This is a genomic window from Cypionkella aquatica, assembly GCF_030161095.1.
Lineage (GTDB): Bacteria > Pseudomonadota > Alphaproteobacteria > Rhodobacterales > Rhodobacteraceae > Cypionkella > Cypionkella aquatica.
On the sequence record NZ_BSPP01000011.1, the window covers coordinates 20671 to 47184 of the forward strand.

At 59.6% G+C, this 26514-nt stretch carries 25 protein-coding genes and 1 tRNA gene; 17 read left to right on the plus strand and 9 right to left on the minus strand.

Annotation, left to right across the window (positions count from 1 at the left end):
• Nucleotides 1-62: 62 nt before the first annotated feature.
• The 7 genes from QQJ98_RS15440 to QQJ98_RS15470 all read right to left on the minus strand — a co-directional run bounded on the left by QQJ98_RS15440 (nucleotide 63) and on the right by QQJ98_RS15470 (nucleotide 8863).
• The gene (locus tag QQJ98_RS15440) at nucleotides 63-1670 is read right to left on the minus strand and encodes an FGGY-family carbohydrate kinase (protein ID WP_284326255.1); all 1608 of its coding nucleotides are present in this window, start codon (nucleotides 1668-1670) and stop codon (nucleotides 63-65) included.
• 1 nt (nucleotide 1671) lies between these two features.
• Nucleotides 1672-2400, minus strand: coding sequence for an SDR family oxidoreductase (locus QQJ98_RS15445; protein WP_284326256.1), 729 nt, complete (start codon nucleotides 2398-2400; stop codon nucleotides 1672-1674).
• A gap of 89 nt (nucleotides 2401-2489) precedes the next feature.
• Nucleotides 2490-3719 carry a sugar ABC transporter permease gene (locus QQJ98_RS15450; protein ID WP_284326257.1) on the minus strand — a complete coding sequence of 410 codons (1230 nt, stop codon included), beginning with the start codon at nucleotides 3717-3719 and terminating at the stop codon, nucleotides 2490-2492.
• Complete coding sequence (locus QQJ98_RS15455) at nucleotides 3716-4525, minus strand: ATP-binding cassette domain-containing protein (protein WP_284326258.1); 810 nt, start codon at nucleotides 4523-4525, stop codon at nucleotides 3716-3718. The genes QQJ98_RS15450 and QQJ98_RS15455 overlap by 4 nt, the downstream gene beginning before the upstream one ends.
• Before the next feature lie 66 nt (nucleotides 4526-4591).
• Complete coding sequence (locus QQJ98_RS15460; protein ID WP_284326259.1) at nucleotides 4592-5644, minus strand: ABC transporter substrate-binding protein; 1053 nt, start codon at nucleotides 5642-5644, stop codon at nucleotides 4592-4594.
• Nucleotides 5645-5855: 211 nt separating this feature from the next.
• On the minus strand, nucleotides 5856-6737 hold the full coding sequence (locus QQJ98_RS15465; protein WP_284326260.1) for an AraC family transcriptional regulator: 882 nt from the start codon (nucleotides 6735-6737) through the stop codon (nucleotides 5856-5858).
• 260 nt (nucleotides 6738-6997) lie between these two features.
• Nucleotides 6998-8863: an ABC transporter ATP-binding protein gene (locus QQJ98_RS15470; protein WP_284326261.1), complete on the minus strand. Its 1866-nt coding sequence runs from the start codon at nucleotides 8861-8863 to the stop codon at nucleotides 6998-7000.
• A 153-nt stretch (nucleotides 8864-9016) separates the two neighbouring features.
• On the opposite strand from QQJ98_RS15470, the gene QQJ98_RS15475 reads away from it, so the two are divergent.
• From QQJ98_RS15475 to QQJ98_RS15540, 14 genes are all read left to right on the plus strand, one after another.
• On the plus strand, nucleotides 9017-9661 hold the full coding sequence (locus tag QQJ98_RS15475; protein WP_284326262.1) for a TetR family transcriptional regulator: 645 nt from the start codon (nucleotides 9017-9019) through the stop codon (nucleotides 9659-9661).
• A gap of 40 nt (nucleotides 9662-9701) precedes the next feature.
• Nucleotides 9702-10904, plus strand: coding sequence for an efflux RND transporter periplasmic adaptor subunit (locus QQJ98_RS15480; RefSeq protein WP_284326263.1), 1203 nt, complete (start codon nucleotides 9702-9704; stop codon nucleotides 10902-10904).
• Between the two features lie 3 nt (nucleotides 10905-10907).
• Entirely contained in the window at nucleotides 10908-14060 is a 3153-nt protein-coding gene (locus QQJ98_RS15485; protein ID WP_284326264.1) for an efflux RND transporter permease subunit, read from the plus strand.
• Nucleotides 14061-14212: 152 nt separating this feature from the next.
• Complete coding sequence (locus QQJ98_RS15490) at nucleotides 14213-14824, plus strand: DedA family protein (RefSeq protein ID WP_284326265.1); 612 nt, start codon at nucleotides 14213-14215, stop codon at nucleotides 14822-14824.
• A gap of 685 nt (nucleotides 14825-15509) precedes the next feature.
• Nucleotides 15510-16736: a tyrosine-type recombinase/integrase gene (locus QQJ98_RS15495; protein ID WP_284326266.1), complete on the plus strand. Its 1227-nt coding sequence runs from the start codon at nucleotides 15510-15512 to the stop codon at nucleotides 16734-16736.
• Nucleotides 16737-16855: 119 nt separating this feature from the next.
• Nucleotides 16856-17089: a helix-turn-helix transcriptional regulator gene (locus QQJ98_RS15500; protein ID WP_284326593.1), complete on the plus strand. Its 234-nt coding sequence runs from the start codon at nucleotides 16856-16858 to the stop codon at nucleotides 17087-17089.
• A complete protein-coding gene (locus tag QQJ98_RS15505; protein ID WP_284326267.1) occupies nucleotides 17086-17427 on the plus strand; it encodes a hypothetical protein in 342 nt (113 codons plus the stop codon). Before QQJ98_RS15500 ends, QQJ98_RS15505 begins: the two co-directional genes overlap by 4 nt.
• Nucleotides 17428-17618: 191 nt before the next feature.
• A complete protein-coding gene (locus QQJ98_RS15510) occupies nucleotides 17619-19181 on the plus strand; it encodes a terminase TerL endonuclease subunit (RefSeq protein ID WP_284326268.1) in 1563 nt (520 codons plus the stop codon).
• On the plus strand, nucleotides 19181-19531 hold the full coding sequence (locus QQJ98_RS15515) for an HNH endonuclease (protein WP_284326269.1): 351 nt from the start codon (nucleotides 19181-19183) through the stop codon (nucleotides 19529-19531). Before QQJ98_RS15510 ends, QQJ98_RS15515 begins: the two co-directional genes overlap by 1 nt.
• 2 nt (nucleotides 19532-19533) lie before the next feature.
• A complete protein-coding gene (locus QQJ98_RS15520) occupies nucleotides 19534-20769 on the plus strand; it encodes a phage major capsid family protein (protein ID WP_284326270.1) in 1236 nt (411 codons plus the stop codon).
• 17 nt (nucleotides 20770-20786) lie between these two features.
• Nucleotides 20787-21167: a hypothetical protein gene (locus tag QQJ98_RS15525; RefSeq protein ID WP_284326271.1), complete on the plus strand. Its 381-nt coding sequence runs from the start codon at nucleotides 20787-20789 to the stop codon at nucleotides 21165-21167.
• A gap of 59 nt (nucleotides 21168-21226) precedes the next feature.
• Nucleotides 21227-21619, plus strand: a complete 393-nt coding sequence (locus tag QQJ98_RS15530) for a hypothetical protein (protein ID WP_284326272.1) — start codon at nucleotides 21227-21229, stop codon at nucleotides 21617-21619.
• Nucleotides 21620-21718: 99 nt separating this feature from the next.
• Entirely contained in the window at nucleotides 21719-22138 is a 420-nt protein-coding gene (locus QQJ98_RS15535; protein WP_284326273.1) for a hypothetical protein, read from the plus strand.
• A 72-nt stretch (nucleotides 22139-22210) separates the two neighbouring features.
• On the plus strand, nucleotides 22211-23083 hold the full coding sequence (locus QQJ98_RS15540; RefSeq protein ID WP_284326274.1) for a helix-turn-helix domain-containing protein: 873 nt from the start codon (nucleotides 22211-22213) through the stop codon (nucleotides 23081-23083).
• Between the two features lie 399 nt (nucleotides 23084-23482).
• Here QQJ98_RS15540 and QQJ98_RS15545 read toward each other — a convergent pair.
• Together QQJ98_RS15545 and QQJ98_RS15550 are read right to left on the minus strand one after the other, a co-directional pair.
• A tRNA-Ala gene (locus QQJ98_RS15545) sits at nucleotides 23483-23558 on the minus strand.
• A 149-nt stretch (nucleotides 23559-23707) separates the two neighbouring features.
• Nucleotides 23708-24046 (minus strand): TIGR02300 family protein, encoded by a 339-nt coding sequence (locus tag QQJ98_RS15550; protein ID WP_284326275.1) that lies wholly within the window; start codon nucleotides 24044-24046, stop codon nucleotides 23708-23710.
• Nucleotides 24047-24238: 192 nt separating this feature from the next.
• Here QQJ98_RS15550 and QQJ98_RS15555 point away from each other — a divergent pair, with 192 nt between their 5' ends.
• The 3 genes from QQJ98_RS15555 (at nucleotide 24239) to QQJ98_RS15565 (ending at nucleotide 26461) form a co-directional block, all read left to right on the plus strand.
• The gene (locus QQJ98_RS15555; RefSeq protein WP_284326276.1) at nucleotides 24239-24940 is read left to right on the plus strand and encodes a M48 family metallopeptidase; all 702 of its coding nucleotides are present in this window, start codon (nucleotides 24239-24241) and stop codon (nucleotides 24938-24940) included.
• Nucleotides 24941-24988: 48 nt separating this feature from the next.
• Nucleotides 24989-25654: a GntR family transcriptional regulator gene (locus QQJ98_RS15560; RefSeq protein ID WP_284326277.1), complete on the plus strand. Its 666-nt coding sequence runs from the start codon at nucleotides 24989-24991 to the stop codon at nucleotides 25652-25654.
• A 66-nt stretch (nucleotides 25655-25720) separates the two neighbouring features.
• Nucleotides 25721-26461 (plus strand): intradiol ring-cleavage dioxygenase, encoded by a 741-nt coding sequence (locus QQJ98_RS15565; protein WP_284326278.1) that lies wholly within the window; start codon nucleotides 25721-25723, stop codon nucleotides 26459-26461.
• Nucleotides 26462-26514 lie beyond the last annotated feature (53 nt).

Genomic DNA, 26514 nt, shown 5'->3' on the forward strand with positions numbered 1-26514 from the left:
GGGCAGGCTTTGGCCGGGTGCTGCCAGCTTAGGCCCCAAAACCTGCGCCCCTTACATCTAAATCAGCGCGCCTTTTGGCGGATTTGCCGCGCGGCGTGTTGCAAGGCTTGGAAGGCCGCATATCTGTCCGCATGGGTTTCGGAATGGGATGCCGTTGCGGGGAGGAAGCTGCGGCTTGGGCGGGACATCGCGGCCATCGCCCGCGCGATGTCGGGGTATTGCGCCGCTGCAACAGCCGCGAGGATTGCAGAGCCAAGCAGCACAGGCTCTTCGGCTTCGGTCGTGATCACCGGCACGCCCGTTGCATCGGCCAGAATTTGCCGGACAAGATCGTGCTGCCCGGCGCCGCCGCTGATCGCAAGGCGTTGGATCGGCGCGCCGTTGGCGGCTTGGGTGTCGATGATCTGGCGAAGTCCATAGCCGATGCCACTGAGGCCCGCGATGTAGAGGGCAAGCAGGCTGGCAAGATCAGTCTCCATCCCCAAGCCTGCGATGAGCGCGCGGGCGTGGGGGTCGGCGAAGGGCGCACGGTTGCCGAGGAATTCGGGCACGACATGCAGGCCTTCCGCAAGATCTATGGCATCAGAAACGTCGGGCGATTTATCTGCGGCAAGATTGGCCAGCCATACTGGCAGCGGCAGGCCCGCGGCGTCGGCGGCGGCTTTGGCCTCGTGATGCGCGGGGTGCAGTTTCAGCAGATGGTCGATGGCAGCTCCTGCGGCGGATTGGCCGCCCTCGTTCAACCACATGTTCGGCAGCATCGCCGAGAAATACGGCCCCCAGACGCCGGGCACGAATTGCGGCTGCGCGGTGGTGGTCATGGTGCAGGATGAGGTGCCAAAGACATAGGCCATATTCTGGGTCGCATCATCGCCCATCGCGCCGACGGTGCCGATGCCGCCTGCATGGGCGTCGATCAGACCTGCGGCTACGGGCGTGCCGGGGCGCAGGCCAAGGTCGGCGGCTGCGGCGGCGGTCAGGCCATTCGCCAAGGCCGTGCCGGGTTCGACCATGTCAGTGCCGATGCGGGAGAAGCCTTGATCTGCCAGAATGCCAAGGCCGATTTGATGGAAATAGCTGGCATCCCAGCGTGCCTCATGCGCGAGGTAGGTCCATTTGCAAGTGACGGTGCAGGTGGAGCGCGCAAGACTGCCCGAGGCACGCCATGTCAGATAATCGGCCAGATCAAAGAACGCCTCGGCTTGATCGAACACTTGAGGGCGGTTTTCGCGCAGCCATAACAGCTTGGGCGTCTCCATCTCGGGTGAGATCACGCCGCCGACGTATTTCAGCACGTCGTGGCCCGTCGCGTTGATCCGCTCGGCCTGGTCCACCGCGCGGTGATCCATCCAGACGATGATGTTGCGTGCAGGGTCTTCCGATGGCCCAACTGCCAGCGGTTTGCCCCCTGCACCCAGAACCACCAGCGAGCAAGTGGCGTCAAAACCGATGCCAGCTACATCGGCAGGATCAACGCCCGCGGCCAGCACTGCCGCGCGGACTGATTGACAGACGGCCTGCCAGATCTGATCTGAAGATTGCTCGACAATCGCGCCTGCCTCGCGCCACATCGTTACATCGGCTTTGGCCGAGGCCAGCATCACGCCCGCGCCGTCGAATACTCCGGCGCGTGCGCTGCCCGTGCCTACGTCAATGCCGATCAGATACATGCTACAGGTCCACCGAATTGGGCAGGATCACCAGATCCCGGATCGTCACATTGCGCGGTCGCGTCAGCATGAACAAGACCGCATCGGCGACTTCTTTCGGCATCATCAGGCTTCCGTTGGCGAGGGCCTCATCCATTTTCGCCTTCGGCCAATCATCCAGCAAGGCGGTAACAACCGGGCCGGGGCAAACCGCGCCGATGCGGATGCCGTGCTTGGCGATTTGCCGCCGCACGGTATGCACAAAGGCTTGAACCGCGAATTTTGACGCGGTGTAGATCGGCTCCCACACCACCGGGACGATGCCCGCGATGGATGAGGTCATGATGATATCGCCCGTCTGACGTTCGACCATATGCGGCAACACGGCTTGAATGGCACGGAACGAGGCGTTGATATTCAGGTTCAGCATGCGGTCCCAGACATCAGGATCGCCCGTCACCACATCGCCGCCGACATAAGACCCGGCATTGGCGTGGAAGATGTCCAACTGCCCGGCTTTGCTCAGGATTTGCGGCATCATCTTGGCCACACTGGCTGGGCTGGTCAGATCAATCACCAAAGGGATGGCGTTGGGGCCAAGCTCGGCACACAGGGCGGCCAGCTTATCCTCGGCCCGGTCGATCAGAACCACTTTTGCGCCGGCGATCAGCATCGATTTGGCACATTCCAACCCGATCCCCGAAGCGGCCCCGGTAACGGCTGCGACTTTTCCGTTCAATTCACTGGACATCATTCTATTCCTTGAGGATGTCGGGCCGGACAAATGCCCGGCCCAATTTTCTGCGCCTTGACTGCTGCGCGACAGGCTTGGCCCTAGATTTAGCCGCGACCATGCGAAGCGCGGCTTTGGCGGGCAAGGCTGTCAACGATCACGGCGATGGCCAGAACCGCCCCGGTGATCATGTAGCGCAAGCTGGAGTTCAGGTTCAAAAGCGTCAGCCCGTTGGCAATCGACTGGATGACGATGATGCCCAGCAGTGCCGAGAACGCGGTGCCACGGCCCCCGAACAGGCTGGTGCCACCGATCACTGCCGCCGCGATGGCGTTCAGGTTGACGTCCCCGGTGCCAGCTTGTTGGCTGGATGAGGCAAGCCGTGCGGCGGACAAAACCCCGCCCAACGCGGCCAGAGCCGAGCATAGCATGAACGCGCTGATATAAATGCCGCGCACATTGATGCCCGCGCGCCGTGCCGCTTCGGCATTGCCGCCCACGGCTTTCATTGATCGGCCCCATTGGGTGCGGGTCAATGCGTAATTCATCGCCAGAACCAGCGCGACGAACAACGCAAACATCCACGGCACGCCGCGACCAAGCGACAGGTAGAACACGATGGCCAGCAAAGCGATGGTGGTAAAAACGGCCTTCAGGATCAACCCCGTGGACGAACCTGCCGATAGGTTTGCGGCACGGCGGCGCGCATTGGTCGAACGCCCCACCACCAGCATCACAATACCGGGGATCAATGCCAAAGTGTAAGACATCCAAGCGGGCAGGATCATCAACTGACCGAACTCGACCATTTTCGAGCCATAGGGCAGGTTGATCGACCCTGTCGCACCCAGCATGTAAAGCTGCAAGCCAAGCAGGGCGAGCAGGCCCGACAGGGTGGACACGAAACTCGGCATGCCAAGGCGGTTGCGCAATGTGGCATAGACGGCGCCAATCAGTGCGCCCAAAGCCACGGCGGTGCCGATGGCGACTGGCAAAGGCACGCCTTGGTTGACCCAGAGCACCCCGATCATGGCCGAGCCTACGCCGCTCATCGAGCCGACCGACAGGTCAATCTCGCCCAGCATCAGCACGCAAACGATGCCAAGGGCGATGACTCCGGTGGTCGAGCAATCAAACAGCAGGTTCACGAGGTTGTTTGGCGACAGAAAGATCGGGTTCAGCACGGTGAAGACTGTCCAGATGATCGCCAAACCTACGACCACGGGCAACGACCCCAGATCTCCGGATTTCACGCGATCAAGAAAGGCTTTGATGGTGCCGGACAGCCCGGTGGCATGGCTTACGCGCGCGTCGGCGCGATCTAATTGCTGGCTCATATCGCTTCTCCTGCGGCTTCACGCAAGCGATCAGCCCGGCGCGAGACGGCGTTATCGGTGGCCCCGGTAATGGCGCCCACAAGTTCTTGATTGCTGGCATCCGGCGTGAACACGCCATTGTTGCGGCCCAGACGCAGCACCACGATGCGGTCAGCGACAGCGCGCACGTCTTCCATATTGTGGCTGATCATGATGACGCCCAGACCCTTGTCGCGCACCCGTTCGACAAGGTTCAGCACCTCGGCCGTCTGCGCCACGCCCAAGGCGGCGGTGGGTTCGTCCAGCATGATGATCTTGGGGTTCAACAGCAAAGACCGCGCAATCGCCACGGTCTGCCGCTGACCGCCAGACAATGAGGCAATCGGTTCGCGCACCGAAGGGATGCGCGCGGCGAGTTCGTTGAGCAGGGTCCAGGCCCGCACTTCCATCGCCACTTCGTCCAAGCGAAGCGGGTTCAATTCCTGCCCTAAGAAGATGTTCGCCACCACGTCCAGATTTTCGCACAAAGCCAAATCTTGGAACACAGTGGCAATGCCCAGTTGCAGCGCCGCCGCAGGGCTGGCCATTGTCACAGGCTTGCCCTGAAATTCAATGCTGCCAGAGGACGCCTGATGCACCCCGGCCAGCACCTTGACCAAGGTTGATTTGCCCGCGCCGTTATCGCCAACCAAGGCCACGACCTCGCCCGCGTGAATGTCTAAATCAATATCCGTCAGCGCTGAAACCGCGCCGAAGTTCTTGGAAATGCCACGCAGGGAAAGCAACAACTCTCCGGGGGCTTTGCGGGTTTGGGATCGGTCCGACATGGCGGCTCCTGTAAGTTCGAGAAAAACCGTCTGGGCCGGGGAGGGCGGCCCAGACGGCAGGGCGCGTTACTTGATGCCAAGCTCCGCGCAACCAGCGGCATAGCGATCAACGCACAGCTCGGCTGCGGTGTTGATGCCCTTGTCGATGATTTCAGCCTTCAGGTTTTCGCGGGTGACAACCGCCGGGACGAACAGTTGCGACGGAGTGTCATACAGGCTCATCTCGGCCTTCGGGGTCTCGCCATTCAGGAACTGCACCGCGATTTGCGCCGCAGCCGCTGCGACGATTTCAGAGGGTTTCGAGATGGTGTTGTATTGATCCCCCGCGATGATCAGCTGCAACGCCGCGATGGTCGCATCGTTGCCGGTCACCGGCGGCACCGGATCAACGCCCGCTGCTTTGAACGCCGCAACTGCACCGCCACCCGTGCCGTCATTGGCCGCGACGACGCCGATGATATCTGTGCCAAAACGGGTGACTTGTCCCGCTGCCCATTCCTGCGCTTTCGGCGGCGCCCATTCCGGTGTGTCGAACTCGGCCAAAGTCTTGTAGCCCGAAGCCGCAATACCCTCATGAATGCCGTCCTTGATCAGCCCGGCTGCCGCATCGGTGGGCGAGCCGTTGATCTGCAACACGCCGCCCTTGTCGGTGGGCAGGCCAAGATCTTTCAGATGCGTCATCAACGATTCTGCAATCGCCTTGCCGATGCCCTTGTTATCAAACGACACATAGTAATCTGCGGGCTTGTCCGGGATCGGACGGTCATATGCGATCACTTTGATACCTTGGCTTTGCGCAAGGCTGACCATTGAGGCCGCTGCACTGCTGTCCACCGGATCCAGCACGATGACTTTCGCGCCTTGGGTGATCACCGAGTTGAACTGCTGCTGTTGCAGGTTCGCGTCGCCCGTTGCGTTTTGGTAGATCACGGTGCAATCGGCGCACAGCTTGGTCATCTCGGCCTGAAAGCCGGGGAAGTCGTGCTGTTCATAGCGGGTCGAGGCTTGGTCGGGCATCAGAAATGCCACGGTGCCCGCGGTTTGCGCGAAAGCTGCGCCTGAAATCAAGGCGGTAGACAGCGCCAAAGCGCCCATTACGCGCGATGCAGAAAGTGTCATTGGTCGTCCTCCATGTTGACCGTTTATCAAAAATCGCGACGGCACTGGTCAGAGCCGCCGGAGTTGGTCGGTTTGAAATCAGGCAAAGAAAGATCATGCGAGGGCAGTAGGATCTGCCGCCGTTGTGCTTTGCTGATCAAGCCGGGTCTTCGCCAAAAACCGTTCCCTTGGGGTTCCTCCTGCCCGTGGGTTTGATCTGTGGCCGAATGGTCTAGGCCGCGAGGGCCGTTTGTTGGTTCTGCGCCAGCAGATCGCGGAAGCGCGAGGGCGTCATGCCCTTTTGCGCCTGAAACTGGCGGTTAAAGTTTGATATGTTGTTGAAACCAGACGAAAAGCACACATCGGTGATCTTCATCTCGTCCTTGCCCATCAGCAACTGACAGGCCAGATTGATCCGCAGGCGGTTGACGTATTTCACCAAGACCTGCCCGGTATGCCGCCTGAAGCTGCGCGAGAAAGCCGAGGCGCTGAGGCCCGCGATTTCTGCCAGATCTGCCTCGGTGAAAGGCTCGGTCAGGTTGGCATTGATATAGGCCAAAGCCTCGTTGATGCCAGTGGACATAAAGCCGGAAGGGTCGGGCAGGTAGTTGGTCGATGTCAAAGTGGTGACTTCGGCGCGCGACAGCACGCCCAGCAAGCCAAGGAAAACCTCGATCCGGCGGATGCCTTGGGCTGTCACCAATTCGGCGAGCAGGGGGGCTGCCAGCTCTGCGGTGGCGGGGCTGAACAACGCGCCGCGACGGCTGGATTCTAGCAGATCGGCACAGGCAGACAGTTCGGGCAGCAATGCCATCGCATCGCTGATAAACTCGGCGCTGAATTGCAGGATACGGCAGCGCAGTGGAATGGTCACGCCGGGTTCAACATTGCTGACCCAATTGTGCGGCAGGTTCGGCCCGGTCAGCACCAGATTGCCGGGTTCAAAATTGCCAATGAAATCGCCGACAAAGTAATGGCCCGAGGTCGCCACCACATGATGGATCTCGTATTCCGGGTGAAAATGCCAGCGCACCGTGTGATACGGATAGCCATGCGCCCAAGCCTTGAAAGATTCCGAGCGCCCAATCTGGACGACCTCTAGATCCGGTTTCATCCGCGTCTCCTCCCTGCGCAAATCCAAAACTCTGGGCCTTGGTGGTTGCGTCGCATCGCCATGGGTTATTTTCCCGAGGCTATAGCTGAAGGTAGCGCTGGGGATGCGTGCAGGCTACTACAGCCTCGCCAATGCGATGATACTTTTTTGCCGTTTCTGGATCAAATAGCGCGGATTTTGGGGCTTTGATCAAGATTGCATCGGCGCGGTTTGTGCAGAATCAGCTGCAATCCTGTGTGGTTTGCCGCTGATCCCTAGCGTCAGCGATAGCCTGCGGCTTGCAGTTCAAACAGCTCGGCATAGCGGCCCGACAGCGCCAGCAGTTCATCATGGGTGCCAGAGGATTCCACCCGCCCCTCGGCCAGCACCAGAATCCGGTCAGCCATCCGCACCGAGCTGAACCGGTGCGAAATCAGCACGGCGGTTTTCCCGGCGCTGAGTTCCTTGAAACGCTGAAACACTTCAAACTCGGATCGCGCATCAAGCGCTGCTGTCGGCTCGTCTAGGATCAGCACCTCTGCGCCGCGCATATAGGCGCGGGCTATCGCCAGCTTTTGCCACTCACCGCCTGACAATTCGACACCATTGCGAAAGCGCTTGCCGATCATCTGATCATAGCGATCTGGCAGATGCTCGATCACCTGATCGGCCATACTGCGCTGGGCGGCGACGATAATGCGGGGGCGGTTGTTGCGTTCCTCAATGCGCCCCACCGCGATATTGTCGGCGGCACTTAGATTGTAGCGCATGAAGTCCTGAAAGATCACGCCCATCTCGCCACGCAAGGCGTCCAGATCATAGCTGCGCAGGTCGTGGCCATCCAAGGTGATACGGCCCTCATCCGGGTCGTAAAGCCGTGCCAGCAGTTTGACCAAGGTGGTCTTGCCCGCACCGTTTTCGCCGACAAGCGCCAAAGTCTCGCCAGCATGCAGGCTGAAATTCATGCCGCGCACTGCCCAGCGTTCAGCGCCCGGATAGCGAAAGCCTACATTCTCGAACACAAAGCCCGTTCGGATCGGTTTGGGAAACGGCAGGGCGTTGGCTTGGGTCAGAATTTCCGGCTTTACCTGAAAAAAGCTGAACAGATCGTCGAGATACAGCGCCTGCGCTGCAGTCGAGGAAAAAGTGGTCAGCAGACCTTCAAGCAAGCTGCGCAACCGCAGGAAAGACCCCGACAGAAATGTCAGATCTCCAAGGCTGAGATCCCCTGCCAAGGTGCTGGCAATGATCCAGCCATAGGCGGCATAATATCCCAGCGTGCCAAGCGCTGTCAGCACCCCGCCCCAGATCGCACGGCGCTGCGCGATCGCCCGGCTGGCGGTGTAAAAGCTTTCGGAAAGTTCACGGTAGCGGTTGGTCAGGAAGCTGTTCAGCCCAAAGATCTTGACCTCTTTCGCGGATTCGACGCTGGCGGCGGTTTGGCGCACATAGTCAAGTTCCCGGCGCTGTGGCGTGCGACCGAAATCCAGCGAATAGCTTTGGGCGTTGAAATGCGCTTCGCCAATAAACGCTGGGATCAGGGCCAAGGCCAGCAATAGGATCAGCCACGGATTGAACAATACAAGACCCGCCGCGAAGGTCGAGACCGTAACAAGGTTCTGCATCTGGGTGAACAAAAGCCCCATCAGCGACATCCGTCCGCTGGCTTGCACACGCGCGCGCTCCAGCTTGTCCTGAAAGTCGGCGTTCTCGAAATCTTCAAGGTCAAGCGTCGCTGCGTGCTCCATCAGCCGGATCGAGGAAGACATCGTCAAACGATCCGATAACAGCGTGTCCACCAATCCAACCACGCGCCCCAGAACATCAGACAGGATTGCCAGCGCAAATTCGGCCACAACATATCCGATCAGCAGGCCCAACAGGTCACTTTGCCACCAGCCGGGTAAATCAACGGGGCGGTCGGGCAGGGCAGACAGCCGCACCACCTCGTCGATGATCAACTTGCCGATCCAAAGGGCGGTGACAGGCAGCACCGCTCGGATCAGACGCAGCGCCATTGAGATCAGGAGCAGCATTGGGCTGGCCTGCCAGACCAGCAGCAGGAACGGCCAGATGTTGCGCAGGGCGGAGAATCGTGCGCGGAATGTGGCGGGCACAACAGGCGGGGTAAGGCGGGCAGAACTCACAGGGTTTGGGTCTCCTTTGCCCCGATGTCATTGTGGCAGAAGGCGCTGGCAGGGAAAAGCGCCAAGCGGTAGTGGCGCAAAAGCGGTTCATCGTCGCGACAAATACTTCGCGCCGATACTTTACATACATCCATGAATGTTTGTAAAAGGCGTTTGAAACAGACGGAGACTCGGGTGCGTAGAAGTAAAGAGGATGCCGAGCAGACCCGCTGTGCCATCCTTGACGCAGCAGAGCAAATGTTCTGTGAACAGGGCGTGTCTAACTCGGCTTTGGAGAAAATATCGCGCAAGGCCGGGGTGACCCGAGGGGCACTTTATTGGCATTTCAAGGATAAGATCGACCTGCTGCGCGCGCTGCACAGCCGCTGCGAGCCGCCGCAGAAACTGTTGATCCGCAAGGTGGCGGAAGAAGGCCATGACGATCCGCTGGGATTTCTGCAGCAGACTGCCGCAGAAGTTCTGATAGGGTTCGAACAGGACGAGCGCCAACAGCGTATCTTTATCATCATGAACTCGTATTCTTGTGATCCGGAAAGTATTGCCTGGATGAACGAGACCAACGCCGAGATGTTCATGACCATTGCCGCGCTGACCAATCAGGCCCAAGCGCAAGGCAGCCTTTCACCGGATTTCTCGCCAGAAGAAACGGCGGGGATTTTGATGGCCACGATGAACGGTCTGCTGAGTGAATGGTTGCGCTCGGGAAAATGTTTTTCGGTTTCTGATCTGGGAACCCGATTTTTAAATAAGCAAATGGCGATCTTCCGCAGGCCCGCCACCTGCACACAGGCCACCTGACCAATATCGATACCTCCTCAACCGCGAACGGGCTAAATTCATGCAAAATCATATCCGACATGCACCTTTGCGTGCATCTTTATTGGCACTTACGCTGGGGCTGGTGCCGGTTGCATCGCTTGCACAGCAGGCTCCGCCGCCGCCCGCAGTGGCGGTGATGGCGGCAAAAGTTGGCGAATATACCCTGACCACCCGGCTGCCGGGGCGGATCAAAGCCTCGACCGTGGCCGAGGTGCGTCCGCAGGTATCTGGCCTGATCCGCGAGCAATTGTTTGAAGAGGGTGCTTGGATCGAAGCAGGCACGCCGCTTTACAAGATCGACGATGCAATCTACGCGGCCACCGTTGCCGCAGCGAAAGCCGCAGTCGCGCAGGCGCAGGCCAATTACAATCTCGCACTGTCGGACGGAAACCGCGCCGAAGAACTGCTGTCGTCCAATGCGGGCTCGGCTGCCAACCGTGACAAGGCGATTGCGGCGCGGGATGCCGCCGCGGCAGCCCTGCAAGCCGCGAAAGCGCAAGAGCTGAGCGCCGAAATTGATCTGGATCACACCACCATTCGCGCGCCGGTCACGGGTGTAATCGGTCTGTCGCAGGTCAATACCGGATCGCTTGTGGCGGCACAGCAGGCCGGGGCGATGGCCACGATCCGCACGCTGGACCCGATTTATGTCGATGTGACGCAATCGGCCAGCGATCTGCTGCGGTGGACCAGCCCCGGCGAGATGCGCGATTTCATCAAAAGCGCCGAAGCGACGCTGTACATGCCGAACGGTGCGCCGTTTGGTCACAAAGGCAAGCTGAAGGCAGCAGAGCCGCAAGTAGAGCCGACCACCGGGATGATCACCCTGCGCATCAGCTTTGCCAACCCGGATTTCATTTTGCTGCCGGGGCTTTATGTCGAAGTAGAGCTGCCACAAACCACTGAAAAGAATGCAATTCTTGTCTCTCAAAGCGCTGTGATGCGCGATCAAAACGGCAGTGCCAATGTTTGGGTCGTGGAAGGCACTGCTGAGGGCGGCAAGATTGCGGTGCGCCCGGTGACGATCCTGGGTGCGTCGGGCGGCGATTGGGTGGTGACCTCTGGGCTCAAAGACGGCGATCAGATCGTAACCGCTGGCTTTCAGAAGGCAGGACCGGGTGCGGATGTGACCATTTTGCCGCCAGAACCAGTGGCGAGTGCGGCACCTGCGGCTGGTGCAGCGCCTGCGGCAGCGCCCGCAGCTGCGACCGAGGGGAACTGATCCATGTCACGCTTTTTTATCAATAGACCCATCTTTGCATGGGTTTTGGCGATCATCGTGATGGCGGTGGGCGTGCTTTCAGTGATGCGACTGCCGATCTCGCAATATCCTGCGATTGCCGGACCTTCGATCGTGATCAGCGCAAGCTATCCGGGGGCCTCGGCTGAAACGGCGGCCGATACGGTGGTGCAGATCATCGAGAAAGAGATGACCGGTCTGGACGGGCTGCGCTACATCAATTCGTCCACCACCTCGACCGGACAAATCTCGATCACGTTGACTTTCCTGATCGGCACCGATCCAGACATCGCGCAGGTGCAGGTGCAGAACAAGCTGGCGCAGGCGCAGGCGGGGTTGCCGGAGACGGTGACACGCCAGGGCGTTGTGGTTGAGAAATCTGCGACAGGCTTTCTGATGATCGTCGGCCTTGTCTCGGAGGGAGGGACCAAGAACGCGATCGACCTTGCGGATTATCTGGCCTCGAACATTGTCGAGCCGGTGTCTCGCGTTGAGGGCGTGGGTAAAGTGCAGGTGTTCGGTTCGGAATATGCGATGCGGATCTGGTTGGACCCGCTGAAGCTGAAGTATTACGATCTGTCGCCAGCCACGATCATCGCGGCCATCGGTGCGCAGAATGCGCAGATTTCAGCAGGCAGCTTTGGCTCGATGCCAGCCCCTGAAGGCCAGATGCTGAATGCCACGATCACCGCACAGTCCTTGCTGAAAACCCCCGAGGATTTTGAGCGTATCGTGCTGCGTGCCGATACGGATGGCGGTTTGGTGTTGCTGCGCGACGTCGCGCGGGCCGAACTTGGCGCCGAAACTTACGAAATCTCGGGCTTTTATGACGGCAAGCCTGCGGCGGCTATGGCGATCCAGCTGGCCTCGGGTGCCAATGCGATCGAGACTGCCGATCTGGTGAAAGCCAAGATTGAAGAACTGTCGAAAAGTTTCCCTGCCGACACGACCTATGTGGTTCCCTATGAGACCACGCCCTTTGTGTTGCTGTCCATCGAAGCGGTGATTGAGACACTGATCGAAGCCATGGTTTTGGTGGTTTTGGTGATCTTGGTGTTCTTGCACAACTTCCGCGCCACGCTGATCCCGACCCTGGCGGTTCCCGTCGTTCTGCTTGGCACATTCGGCATCATGGCAAGTCTGGGCTTCACCATCAACACGCTGACCATGTTGGCGATGGTGCTTGCGATTGGCCTTCTGGTTGATGACGCGATTGTTGTCGTGGAAAACGTCGAGCGGGTGATGCAGGAAGAGGGCTTGGGGCCAAAAGAGGCCACCGAGAAGTCGATGGATGAAATCCAAGGCGCGCTCGTCGGCATTGCGATGGTGGTGTCTGCCGTGTTCGTGCCGATGGCGTTCTTTGGCGGAGCTACTGGCGAGATGTACAAGCAATTCGCCGTCACGATTGTCTCGGCGATGGGGCTTTCGGTGGTGGTGGCGTTGATCTTCACGCCAGCGCTGTGTGCGACGATGCTGAAACCGCATGCGCATGGCGAAAAGCGGCAAGGCGTGTTGTCAAAACTGGGCAGCAGCTTTTCAAACTGGTTTGAGCGAAACTTTGGCCGCCTGACCAATGGCTATACCGGGCTTGTGCGTCTTGCCACCGGGTGGCCTCTGATGATGATGGTGATTTATGCGGCCATCGTTGTGGCTATGGGCGCGCTGTATCTACGCACACCAACTTCCTTCCTGCCCGACGAGGATCAGGGCGCGTTGATCACCATTGTCCAGTTGCCGTCGGGCGCAACCGCTGGTGCTACCGAGAAGGTGCTGCGCAAGGTTGAGAACTACTACATGAACGGTGAAGCTGCGAATACTGATGCCGTGTTCTCGGTGCGTGGCTTCTCGTTTGGTGGGCAAGGTCAGAACATGGGACTATTGTTCACCAAGCTGAAGGATTGGAGCGAACGCACCACTGCTGACTCGTCGATCTCGGCGATTGCCGGGCGCGCGTTTGGTCCGCTGTTCTTTGGCATCAACGAGGCGATGGTGGTGCCGTTTGCGCCCCCCGCTGTGCCAGAGCTTGGCACCTCAAACGGCTTCAGCGCATATCTGCAAGCAACCAGCGGCAAAACTCACCAAGAACTGCTGGATGCCCGCAACATGCTGCTTGGCATGGCGGCGCAAAGCCCAGTGCTGACGGGCGTTCGACCCAGCGGTGTGGAAGATGCGCCGCAGTTTCGGCTGAACATCGACTGGGCCAAAGCGGGCGCGGTCGGGGTTACGGCGGCGGATGTGGGCACTTTTCTGAATACGATCTGGTCAAGCGCCTATGTCAACGACTTCCTCTATCAAGGTCGCGTCAAGCGGGTGTTCGTGCAGGGGGAACCGGCAGCGCGATCAACCCCCGAGGATCTGTCCTTGTGGCGCGTGCAGAACGTGAACGGCGATTTCGTTGATTTCTCGACCTTTGCAACGCAGGAATGGGTTTACGGACCACAACAGGTGACGCGCTACAACGCGCTGCCGTCGATGGGGATTGATGGCACGGCCGCACCGGGCTTTACCTCGGGTGCAGCGATTGCTGAGATGGAGCAGCTGGCGACCAAACTGCCACCGGGGTTCAATCTGGAATGGACAGGCATGTCGCTGGAGGAAAAAGAAGCCGGTGCAGGGGCGATGGCGCTGTATGGTCTGGCGCTTGCGGCGGTGTTCTTGTGCCTTGCGGCGCTTTATGAAAGCTGGTCGATCCCGATTGTGGTGCTGCTTGCGATGCCTGTCGGTGTGCTTGGCGCGCTGCTGGGGGCGTTGATTGGTGGGCAGTCGAACGGGGTTTACTTCCAGGTTGGGCTGCTGACGGTGGTGGGTCTGACCGGTAAAAACGGCATTATGATCGTGGAATTCGCGCGTGAACGCATGGCAAGCATGGGCGAGACTGCGGTGCAGGCGGTGATCGAGGCCAGCCGGCTGCGCTTCCGCCCGATCCTGATGACCTCGCTGGCGTTTGGTTTGGGGGTGGTGCCGCTGGTGCTCTCTTCGGGCGCGGGCGCGGGCGCGCGGACGGCCATTGGCTATGCGACGCTGTTTGGCACCATCACAGGCACGGCACTGACGATCCTGTTCGTGCCAGTGTTCTTCGTACTGATTGACCGGCTGTTCTCGCGCCGCGGCGCCACGCGGCAATCCGTTACGGTCTAAGGCGAACCCAAGCGCCATGGACCCGCCCCGGCTGGAAACGGCCGGGGCATTTTTTTGCCGCGATGGGGCGGAATGTTTTCAGATGCGCAGGCGGCATTTCTCTGCAAGATGCTCTGGCTATATGTATTTTTGCTGGGATAGGGGAGATTGAGGTGGATTGGATCGCCGGGCATGTGATGAACCTGATCCACCACTTTGGCGCTGTGGCGCTGTTCGTCTCATTGACACTGGAAACGTTGGGCCTGCCTTTGCCCGGCGAAAGCGCATTGATTGTGGCATCAACCCTTGCCGGAGCAGGCAAGATCAGCATTTGGACGGTGGTGATTGCGGCATTGTGTGGCGCTGTGCTTGGCGACAACATTGCTTACTTCATTGGCCGTCGGTATGGCCGGGCGGTGGTGACGCGCTACGGTGCACGGTTTGGCATCAGCGACAGCCGCTATGCGCGGGTCGAGGCAATCTTCGCGCGCTATGGTCCGCTGATGGTGATTGCCGCGCGATTCGTGGTTTTGCTGCGCCAGATGAATGGCTTGGTTGCGGGCACTGCCAATATGCATTGGCTGGTGTTTCTGCTGTCAAATCTGATCGGCGCGGCGCTGTGGGTGGGGTTCTGGACCACGATTGCCTATCACTTTGGCCATTCGGTTGACATACTGCCGTTCTTTGGCCGCCACATTGGTTTGCTTGCGACCGTCTTGGTGGCAGTGGCTCTATCGGCTCTGTTGTTGGGATATCAGCGGTTGCGGCGCACGCGTAAAAGGTGACGCGCCGCCACGGCTGCGGCTCGCCCGTGCAAGGCAGCTTTGCTGAACTGTCGAATTGTCTATGCGTCAACGCCTTTCGGGAAGAACAACTTCTTCGCCCGCCTGTTCCTGAACGCGCGCGTCGGTGACGGCATCCACCGCAGTGTTGTTTCAGGTAAGCCGATCCCACGCCTCGCACCCCGCCTTGCGCTTCTCAACCCACTGGCCCTTATTGAAAGACGGCTGGATATGCTCGCGGTGGATCGGATAATCGAACGGAACGCCCAAAGTGCAGCCCACTTTGTTCCCGTTCAGCACAAATCGCTTATGTGACAGGGCTTTGGCGCAAACTATGCAACTCAGCGGGGTGTCTGCGCGTCTAAACGTGCCGATCATCAATGGTGCAAGACTGTTGCAAACCTCTCAGAAACGCGAAAGCCGCCCTAAAGGACGGCCTGCTAAACGCGATCTAATCACCTTTGAAGATTGATGGAGCCAGGGTCCACATTTTACCTGCCTCACCTTGTCTCACTTTGTCTATTTTTATCTTGTATCCCCAATGGGTTACAGTTTCATGTTGCCTCACCATGTCTCATTTCGTATAGCTGTTGCGCAATCCCTATGATGGGAACGGTGATGGGATAGCCCTTGCCGGTTTGTTCACGCACCCGGTTCGCTGGACCTTGGGAAAATGTTGGGAAGCATGATGGCAAGTGGAGAGTCGGGTATCGAACCCCCTACAGACCGGGCGAAAAAGCGGTCTGGCACGAACTTCCTTGATGCCAGAAAAGTTAAGGCGGCGAAAGAGGCGGGCATGTATGCGGACGGCGGCGGGCTGTATCTGCATGTCAGTCCGACCGGGGCAAAGTCATGGATTCTGCGCACAGTCATTCATGGCAAGCGCCGAGACTTGGGGTGTGGGTCCGCTGATCTGGTGACGTTGGCAGAGGCCAGAGAGGCGGCGCGCAAGTTGCGCAAGGTTGCGCGGGAAGGTGGCGACCCCGCCCGTGAACGCAAGCGGCAGACCCTCACCTTTGAAGTCGCTGCCCGGCGGGTTCACACGAACCTGTTGCCGACTTGGACAAATGCCCACTTTGGCAAGACGTGGCTTTCGTCGCTTGAGAATGACGTGTTCCCCCATATCGGTTCGCGGCAGTTGCAGAGCGTCACCACGGCGGACCTGTTGTCGGTGCTGCAACCGATTTGGACGGTGAAGGCTGACACGGCGAAAAAGATCAAACAGCGCATCGCGGCAGTTTTCGACTGGGCCAAGGGGGCAGGGCACTTCGCCGGGGAAAACCCTGTGCTGGGTCTGAAAAAGGCGCTTCCGACTATGAAGGCCACGGGTGCGCACTATGATGCTATGCCGTGGCCTGATCTACCCGCGTTCCTCAAGGTGCTGCATCAGCGCGACGGCATGTCGGCCCGCTGCCTTGAGTTCATCATTCTCACCTGTGTGCGGTCTGGTGAAGCGCGGGGCGCGCGGTGGTCAGAGATACAGGGCAATGTCTGGACTATCCCCGCCGAACGGATGAAGGCGCGGGAAGTGCATCGCGTCCCCCTGACCCCCGAAGCCTTGGCCGTGCTGGATCGGGTGCGGGGGCTGGATGATGAACTGATCTTTCCGAGTTCCCAGAAGGGCAAGGATGGCCGCGCCAAGGAACAGTCAGATATGGTGTTCATCGCCCTATACAAACGCATGGAGGTGGAGGGGTTCACCACGCACGGGTTCCGCAGCACGTTCCGCGATTGGTGCGGGGAAAGCGCACGGGCAGATAGGGAGGTTGCAGAGGCAGCACTTGCGCACAGTGTCGGCAATGCGGTGGAACGCGCCTATGCCCGATCTGATCTGTTTGACCGGCGGCGGGAACTCATGGTGCAATGGTCTACCTATGCAAAGGGCACAAAGAAAGAAGTTGCTTCCGATAACTGATTGCGTTCCCAGCCTAATCCAGCGCACCCCGGTTCGGTAAGTGGCTGAAAAGAAACACATATCAATCTCATGCTGAATCATCTATACACATGTTGCTTCAACTGAATGAGGGCGGCTTGATGGACAACAGCTTGAGACTGATACGCGATACAGAGGCGGCTGCGCTGTTGGGCTGTTCCCGTGCAACCTTCTGGCGGCGGGTGAAGGACGGCACGATAGCCAAGCCCTTGCGCATCGGTGGCCTGACAAGGTGGCGAGAGTCTGACCTTGCAAGAGTCATCGACAAGGCGGCGGCTCTGTCTGCGCCCGAAGTGAAGCTGCAACCCCGCGAACGCAAAAGGATCATGCAATGACCGAGAAAGCCACTACCGTTACAAAGCCGATGGGCGACCTGTTTATCGGCCTTCTCTACGGATTGGCCTGCGCCGAAGAACGCGCTGCTAAGAAGCCGAGAATCAAGCGCGATGGAAATGGACAGGTTGTCTGGACTGCTACTGATCTGGTTGGGGCGGACTACTTCCAGTATATGCTTGAGACGGGCTTCACCAAGGATATTGCTCTGTGCTTCCTGAACGATCTGACCGAATGGCCGCGCTACTACCAAGAGCGCTACCCCGTCGAGTATCTGGCGTTCAAGGCGGCGCTTGTGCGAACACTGCCCCCGCGTGAACGCCTGCGAGTGGTGAAGTGAACATCTTCCTATCCCTGATCAAAGCGTAATGTAGCATAAGCCAGCACCGCCTGCCTGCCTCACCCTGCACCTGATACCTTCCCCCATGACCATAGACCCTAAGGGAACCCTGCCGGGCAGCTATGGGAGAGGATACTTACGGGGCTGGTGTGGGCTAAGGAGTCTCTCGCTCGCCCCCTACAGGTGGCGGAATGGACGGCGGCGGACACGACATAGCGCACCCGGTGCGGCATCGGACCCGCCCCGCCGTGGAGGTGCGGTTTGCGCATTGGCTGCGGCATACCTTCAAAATCCCTTCTGGCATGGGTGCCGGTGAGCCGTTTGCGCTGCATCCGTTTCAAATGGCATTTTTGCGCCAGTATCTTGCTGTGGAGGTGGATGGCCCCCTCTGGCGGACCTGCATTTTCAGCACCCCCCGCAAACTGGGCAAGTCCACGCTTCTAGGCGCGCTGTTGCTGGGCCGCATGTGCGAAGATAGCCCGATCTATTTGCCCGGATTCACCGGGGATGTTGCGGCACCATCCGAAAAGCACGCGGGCTACATTGCTGCTGCCCTCAAATCGCTTCTGGAAACCGCCGGGCGCGAAAAGGAACTGCGCAGGCGGCATGACCCCAAGCCGGGGATTCTGTTCATCGGGGATGCCACACTCACGCTTTCCACCGGCACGCGGGCGCAGGGGCACGGGGCGGACCTTGACCTTGCCGTGATTGACGAGTGCGGCTTGATCACCTCCAACCAAGCGGACCTGATCACCGGATTCTTTGACGCCCTGTCAGCACGCAACGGGCAACTGATCTTGACCGGCACCCGTGGGGACAGCCCGGCCTACAACGAACTGATTGACCGCCCCGACAAGCGCACCCACGTCACGCTGTATGCAGCCGACAAGGGCGATGATGCGTCCGACCCTGAAATCTGGGCTAAGGCGAACCCCGGCCTAGGGTCCGGGCTTGGTGCGATCAAGCCGCTGCGCTTCCTAGAAGACGCCTATGAGAAGGCGCAGCAAAGCGGTTCGCTGGCAGAGTTTGAGGCTTGGCAGTTGAACAAGCCCCTCGCACCGGGCCGTGAATTGCTGATCGACTATGACACGCTGCGCAAGTCTTACCGCGATGACCCCCAGACCATCCCCGGCGAACCTGTTCATATCGGGATAGACCTTGGCGGTTCGGCGTCTATGACCGCTGCGACGGTTTCCTATGAACAGTCCGGCGTGGTGAAGGTGCTGGGGGCTTTCCCCGGCGCGGATTTGAACCTGTTGGAACGCGGCAAGCGCGATCTGGTGGGCGATCTGTGGGCGCGCTGTGCCGATGCTGGGGAGTTGATTGAAACCTCTGGCAGCGTGTCGGACTTGGCAGAGTTCCTGCCCGCGCTGATTGCCATGATCGGGCCGCACCCGGTGCGTTCGGTGTCTTGTGACAGATACCGCCAAGCCGAGTTTGAAACGGCGATGGCACGCGCCCGGCTTGCTTGGCCGGTGATCTATCGCGGCACCGGGCCAAAGGACGGCGATGCGGACATTCGCAGCACCCGCCGTCTGTTCATCGCCGGGGCAATCCAGATGCGGCGCAGCCTCTTGCTGGAAGGCAGCATGGCAGAGGCGGACGTGAAGGTGTCCACCACGGGCGCTTGCCAGCTTTCCAAATCGCACCCGCACGCCCGTATCGACGTGGCGCAGTCCCTTGTCTTAGCCTGTTCCGCGCTGTTGCGGGCGCGGGATGAAGTCCGCCCGACCTACGAAGTGGAGATTCTTTGATGCGCACCGATACCCGCCCGATCAATTCCCAGCACTGGCGCTACACCGTCCGGCCCTTCGTCGCGCATCGGGCAAGCCTGCGCTGCGAACATTGCTTTCAGTTCCTAGGGCTGTGCGGGCAGGTGGACCACATCGTGCCGCGTTCTGAAATCGGGATGCTGGGTATTAGCGTCTTTGACCCCAGCAACCTGCAATACCTTTGCATCTCTTGCCATTCCGCCAAGTCGAACCGGGAACGGGCGGCGGGGCGCGAGAAGAAACCACCCAAAGGCCACAACCGCTCACACGTCCCCGGACGCGACAAGTTCCTTGACGCAATCGGATTAACCCCAGCCCCCGAAAGGAACTGACTATGCTGAAATCCCAAACCGTAACCCTTGCGCAGTCCAAGCGCCGCGAACGCATGGCCGCAATCCAGAAGACCGAGACGCTTTCCGATGAAGGCCGCGCCGAACTGCGCAGCCTTGCCGATGCTTATGAAGCGGCAGAGGTGGAAATTCGCGCCGCGCTGCTGGTGGAAGGTGCCGAACGTGCCCAGATTGCCGAACCCGACAAGGCAGGCACCGACTTTGACCGCGAGTGCCGTTCGTTTGATCTGTCGGCTGTCTTGGCATCTCTGACCGAAAGCAAGCCGCTGACGGGCCGTGAGGCCGAAGTGAGCGCCGAACTCGAAACCCGCCACGGCGCAGGCCAGAAGGGCACCCGCTTTCCTTGGGAAGCCTTGGAACAGCGCGCGGACGTGGCAACGGACACGCAACCGGGCCTTGGTGGCAACCTTGCATCCCGTCCGACCATGAACGCGCTGGAACGCTTCTTTGAATCCTCTGCGGCGGAACGCTTCGGCGTGCGTGCGATGCAGGTTTCCGGTTCGCCGGTGTTCCCCGAAATCACGGCGGGCGGTGCCCTGTCGTGGGTGGCTGAAGGTGCGGGCGCGGATGCTTCGGCCATTGCCACCACCACCAAGACCCCGACCATCAAGACGGCAACCGGGCGTTACCTGATCACGCGCCAAGCCATCCGGCAAAACTCCGCCCTTGGGGCCATGCTGCGCCGTGATCTGTCGGAAGTGCTTCGGCAAGGTATCGACTTGGCTGTGTTCCAAGGCACTGGGGCGGATGAACAACCGGCGGGCCTGAATACCCTGCTGACCGCAGGCCGCACCGCTGCACTGACCGCCAAGGCGTCTTTCTCTGCGCTGCTGTTGCGGGCGGTGGAGATCATGGAGACGGCCAAGCTGTCGGACCCGTCGCAGGTTCGTATCGCCGGGGCACCGATCCTGATGCAAACGCTCATGGATTCCTTGCTGGCTGGCACGGCGGTTTCCGAGTTCGACCGCCTGAAATCGGCTGGCTTCGCCCCCATGTTTTCCTCGCAGGTGTCGGCACGGGCGGCGCGGGACGCTACGGGCAAGGGTGCATCTACGGTTTACTTCGGCGCGGGTGCCCGAACTTGCCAAGATCGGTGTCACGTCCCTGTCCACGGGTTCCATGATGAGTGCAGACGTGGCAGGCCGCGCGCGCGCCGTTGGAACGCTGGTGGGCGCTGGCATGACGCTGGAGAACGCCTTGCAACTGGTGGGCTGGGGTAAAGCGGATGGGCGGACCTATGAATAGCGATCAGATCAAGGCGGCGTTCCGCCGGGCCGCAAAGGTCAGCCCCCTGTATCGGCCTTTTCAGTTGTTCAAGCTGGCGACGGGCGGGCCGCACAACCGGCCCTTGGCCCACACGTTCGACTTCATGGAGTCCGCGCGCGGCACGCTGCATTGGCGCGAGTTGGCAGGCCCTGACTATCGGGAAGGCGTGGTGACGCTGCTTGGGCACTTCACGGTGTTGCCTGATCTGATCCTTGCCGATGATGGGCAATGGCTGGGGGTGGTGGAAGGCGCTGGGGCTGATGCCCTTGGGGCGTCCTACAAGATCATCGTTCGGCGCTGGGAAATGGGCGTGGACGACCACACCCCGGTCATCCGCAACGCGGCACCTTGATCATGGGAGGGTTCAGCCGGGCGGGGGAAGTGCCCATAGGCATCCAGCGACAAGGCGAAATGCGCGAGATGATGCTTGGGGCAGCGTCCGCCTTTGGCATCGGCCCGGAAGTCGCGGCGCTGATGGAAGACCGGCACGATAGCAGGTTACAGGATTGGCCGCTGTCGCGTCTTCTGTCCCGCTCAAGGGAAATCTCTGGTCTGTCCAAGACCGAGGTTGCGCGCCGGGGCGGGCCGAGCCGCACAGTCGTAAAGACGCTGGAGAATCCAACCGATGCAGACCGGCTGCGGAATCCACCTGTGAGCCTTTTGGTGAAGTTGTCAGAGGGCTACGGATTGCCTTTGGCCTTGGTTCTAAATGCGGCAATGGTGGAGGCTAAATTGCTTCCCGAACCGGGTTCGTTTGGTGGACAGCCTGTAAGAATCCGTAAACGCAAGATAAAACCAGCTTAAAATAGGCGGTGTCGCATAAACCGAACGCTAGTTTATTCAATTATGCCGGTATTGTTTTTCATGCTATTACTCCTTTGTCCCTAAAGGAGTTGAAGAAAAATGACCAATCAAAATACCACCTGCGAACAACCTTCTGATCAAGCGGGCTATCAAGTTCCCATTGATCGCGCGGCGGGGCTATTGCAGCGGCTTGCGCTCTATATGCCACGGCCAAATCTGGTAGTGCTGCTCTTCCTTATGCGGGAATCCTACCGCCAGAACACCGCAGAGGTGGCTATATCGACGTATGACGTTGCAGAGTTGACGGGGCTTTCCCGCCTAACCGTGTCAGCTTCGTTGAAGCAACTCACAGCACTGGGGTTGCTGAAATCCAAGCCCCACTATGGGCCAAGCCCTTGTGTTTACGAGGTTGATTTGGACAACGTGGAACTTCGTGCCGAGGATGAATACCTGAAGCTGCGCGAGATGTTTGCCGATTCAAGCAAGCCTTCGGTGCGCAAGCGGACACGCCAGAACTGATCGAAAAAAGAAGAACCCGCCCGGTGGCTGAATACCGAGCGGGGTAATGTTTCGATAAGGAGTTCATACCCAATGAACAACCCAACTATAGTGAAAACTGATTCGGATGGCAATAAAAAAGCCTCGAAAAAGAAATACACACGAAAATTAGATCTTTTTACAGAACACCTCTACATTCAATGGATAAACCATGAATGGGCAGCGGTCCTGACTTCCTCTGAATTTAAGATCGTGATGGCCGTAGCCGCGCGGTCTATTTGCTGGGGCAAGTGGCGAGAGATAATCACATTGACGCACTTCACTCATGGCGTCACTCCAAAAACCAGACCCGGTGCGGCAAAGCACTACAACGGCACCGGGCTTTCGCGGCCAACGGTGATCAGAGTCCTTAGGGTTCTTCTGCATGAGGGCTTCATCTACCGGGTGCCGATAGGTGACACATGGGCCTACGGGCTAAACGTCCGGGCGATGGCAACAGACCAAGACCCCTGCCGGGCACGGAAAGCAGAATCGACAGCCGCGCGGAAACTCAAGATCGCGGTATGTAAGGAGCGGCGGTCTACCCTGATCCGGGCGCAAGCCTTGTGGCAGGATACGGGAAGTGAAAAGGCGCGCGAAGCCTTCATGGCACTGTGTGGCGGTGACGTAAAAAACGTGTTTTCTCAAAACGGAAAGATATGCGAAAACAATGATTTGGAAGGTTTTGCTAGTAACATGGCGTTACCCTTTAATTTAGAACATACACCTTCTAAAAACCTTACAGGTTTATTAGAGGTTGCACCTGAAGGTGCGGGCGAGAAGCCAATTTTTCCAGAAGCAAGGGTAAGGCGTAGGTCTAAAGACCTTGGTTGCGGCACCGTTGCAGGCAGTATCTTTCCAGTGCGGCGCAGCCGTTACCCCGCAAGACCCAAGGGGCAACGCCCCGCCACGCAAAGGACTCCATAGGAGCGCCGCCAGAGGGCCGTCTCACCCTTCGCCGCTATTCATCCCTATCCCGCCAGCACGAAGGGCCTCTGCGGGCCGCGTTTGAGCCTGTGGCGAATCCTGCCCTTGTCTCGCCCCAAGCGCGTAGCGCCCCGCCGATCCAGCCTTGCGCCGTTGGCGCTTCCCCGCATGTGGTGCCTGTGTGGCGCGCGTGGGTGATCCTGCCCGCGCATGACGGGCGCGCTTGCGCTGTGTCTGGTGTCAATCTTGCGGGTTTGTGGGGGATGATCGGTTCGCCCGTGAAGCGGATTCGGGCGTGCAAATCCCGTTTCTTCTCAATCCCGACGATGGTATTTATGATGGGAACGCTTTTTGCGTTTCCCGTAAGTATCTGATTTTATTGTATAAAAATTAAGGTGGTGGTGGAGCCAGGGAGGATCGAACTCCCGACCTCTTGAATGCCATTCAAGCGCTCTCCCATCTGAGCTATGACCCCATCCTTATCACGACATTGGGCGTGTCGCGTCGTCTTCGTGGGCGCTGTTTAGGCGACAGGGCGAAGGGGTGCAAGAGGAAAAATGCAACCTTCGCGCCCATCGTAAACAGCCCGTCTGAACCACTTGTCCAGACGGCCAAATCAAGGCTTTAGACGTCTTCTTCGTCGCCAGCCACGTCGGTCAGATCATCCAGCGACACGGTGTCGTCGGCATCATCCTCCAGCAGTTCATCGTCCAGCTCGGCATCGTCAGCGACGCCCGCAACCAGCAGATCATCGTCGGCTTCCAGATCATCGACCAGAACCGCATCATCATCTTTTTCAGGCTGAACGCGCGCGATTACGGCTGCTGCCATTTTGCGGCGTGCCGATTCGATATCAACGATCTCGCCCGTGTAGGGGCTGACGATCGGCGTGCGGTTCAGGTCATAAAAGCGCTTGCCGGTGGTCGGGCAAACGCGCTTGGTGCCCCATTCAGCCAATGGCATGGTGTTCCCTTTATTCAGTCTGGCCCCAAGGGGCTGTCAATTCGGAATATAGCCGCTTGCCACAAGGTCGGCGGAGTGTCAAAGGCTTTTGTCGCGCCGGCAGCTTTTGCGGCAGTTGCGGCTGCTGTGCAGATAGGTATGCTGGCCGCCCCTGTCCAGATGCACAGCTCAAGACGCCGTGTCAGAGGTGCAATGTTTCAACTGCCCGGCCCACCACCAATCGAAATTTCCCTGCGCCGTAACGCCCGCGCGCGCCGGTTTTCCTTGCGGGTGTCGCAGGCGACCGGTGCCGTGACCCTCTCGCTGCCAACCCGCGCCCGCGAGGCCGAGGCGATGGCCTTTGCGCGCGCGCAAGAGGGCTGGATCAGGGCTGCTTTGGCGCGGATGCCAGTTGCGTCTCGCGTGGGTATTGGCTGTGATTTACCGTTTGAGGGCAAGATTTTGCGGCTGCAGGCCGGGCCCGGGCGTTCGGTCCGGGTTGAGGGGGATTTGATGGTGGTGCCGGGCGATCCTCAGCGGGCTGCGGCGCGGATCTCGGCGTTTTTGAAGGTGCAGGCGCGCAATCGGCTGGTTGCGGCCTCGGATCATTATGCTGGGCTGATCGGGCGCAAAGTGTCTCAGGTGACATTGCGCGACACACGGTCGCGCTGGGGGTCGTGCACCTCGGATGGGGCGCTGATGTATTCGTGGCGGCTGATCATGGCCCCGCCGCGCGTGCTGGATTATGTCGCCGCACACGAGGTCGCGCATATGCTTGAGATGAACCATTCAGATCGATTCTGGGCGGTTGTGCAGCGGCTGTTCCCCGGATGGCAGGCCGAGCGGTCTTGGCTGAAGCGCGAAGGTGGCAGTTTGCAGGCGATGAGGTTTGATCTTGATGATACCGTCGAATGAGGTCGCTGGGGATTGACGCCCTCTGCGTGCGGGTGCTTGGGTAGCGCCATGTCGATGCCGCCGCACCCCATCTCGCCCCGTTTGGCCGATCCCAATGCCGCAGCGCATGAACGGGTCTATCGCAGCCTGCGCTTGCAGGTGCTGCATGGCGAGCTTTCGCCGGGGCAGGCGCTGACTTTACGCGGGATTGCCGAGCAATTCGGGGTCTCAATGACCCCGGCCCGTGAAGCGGTGCGGCGTCTGATCGCAGAGGGGGCTTTTACCATGTCATCCTCGGGGCGGGTTTCAACGCCAGAGCTGACGCCCGAACGTATCGAGGAACTCGCCGCGATCCGCGCGATGTTAGAGCCTGAAATGGCCTCGCGTGCGCTGCCGAGGGCGCATTTCGCGCTGATTGATCGGTTGGCTGCTATAAATGCGCTGAACCAAGAGGCGGTGATGAATCAAGATGCGGTCGGCTATGTCCGCACCAATCTGGAGTTTCACCGCACCCTGTATCTGCGCGCGCAGACCCCCGCTATGCTGGCTTTATGTGAGACGGTTTGGCTACAGCTGGGGCCAACCATGCGCGCCCTATACCAGAAATTGCGCAGGCGCGACATGCCGCAGCACCACCGGATGATCCTTGCCGCCTTGAGGGCAGGCGACGAGCCGGGGTTGCGTCTGGCGGTGCGCACGGATGTGACGCAAGGGCTGCGGCATCTCGCAAGTTAAATAGCGAGACTTTGCGACGGAAATCTCTGGGCGGGGCGTTTGATGCTGGCAGATACAGGAGACACCATGCGCCCGCTTTCGACCCTTGATCGCCGCACTTTGCTGAAGGCACTGAGCCTCGCCCCAATCGCGGCCACTGTGCCCGCGCTGCTGCAAGCGCGGGTGGCGCAATCCGGGCTGATCTCGACCGATGTGTGTCTGCTGCAGGCCGAAGTGACCGAAGGCCCGTTCTATATCGAACCCCCATTGCTGCGCGCCGATATAACCGAAGGCAAATCCGGCCTGCCGATGCAACTGCGTTTGCAGGTGGTGACGGCGGATTGCACGCCGATTGCGGGTGCGCGGGTCGATGTCTGGCATTGCGATGCGTTGGGGGTATATTCGGGGGTGAAAAACCTTGGTGGCGGCGCTGATACCGAGGGGCAGACCTTTTTGCGCGGCACGCAACTGACTGATTTCGCAGGGGTAGTGCAGTTTGAAACCATTTTTCCCGGCTGGTATCCGGGGCGCACGACGCATCTGCATTACAAGGTGTTTCTGGATGTGAAAACGGTGCTGACCAGCCAGATTTTCTTTGATGAGACGCTCAATGACGAGATCTATGCCGAACATCCGGCCTATGCGCGTCCAACTGCGCGCAGCGTAAAGAATGTCGATGATGGCATTGCCGCAGATGCGGGCCAAGGTGCTTATGCGCGGGTGCGGATGACCGAACCGGATGGTGCGATGGAGGCAGCTTTGGTGGTGGGCGTCACCCCCGAGGGCGAGTCATCGGGGGTGCTGGATTGGCTTTGGAAGAAGGCCTAGGCCTTGGTTTGTCCGGGTCTTTCGTCTGCCAGGGGCAGCCCGCAAGGCCCGGA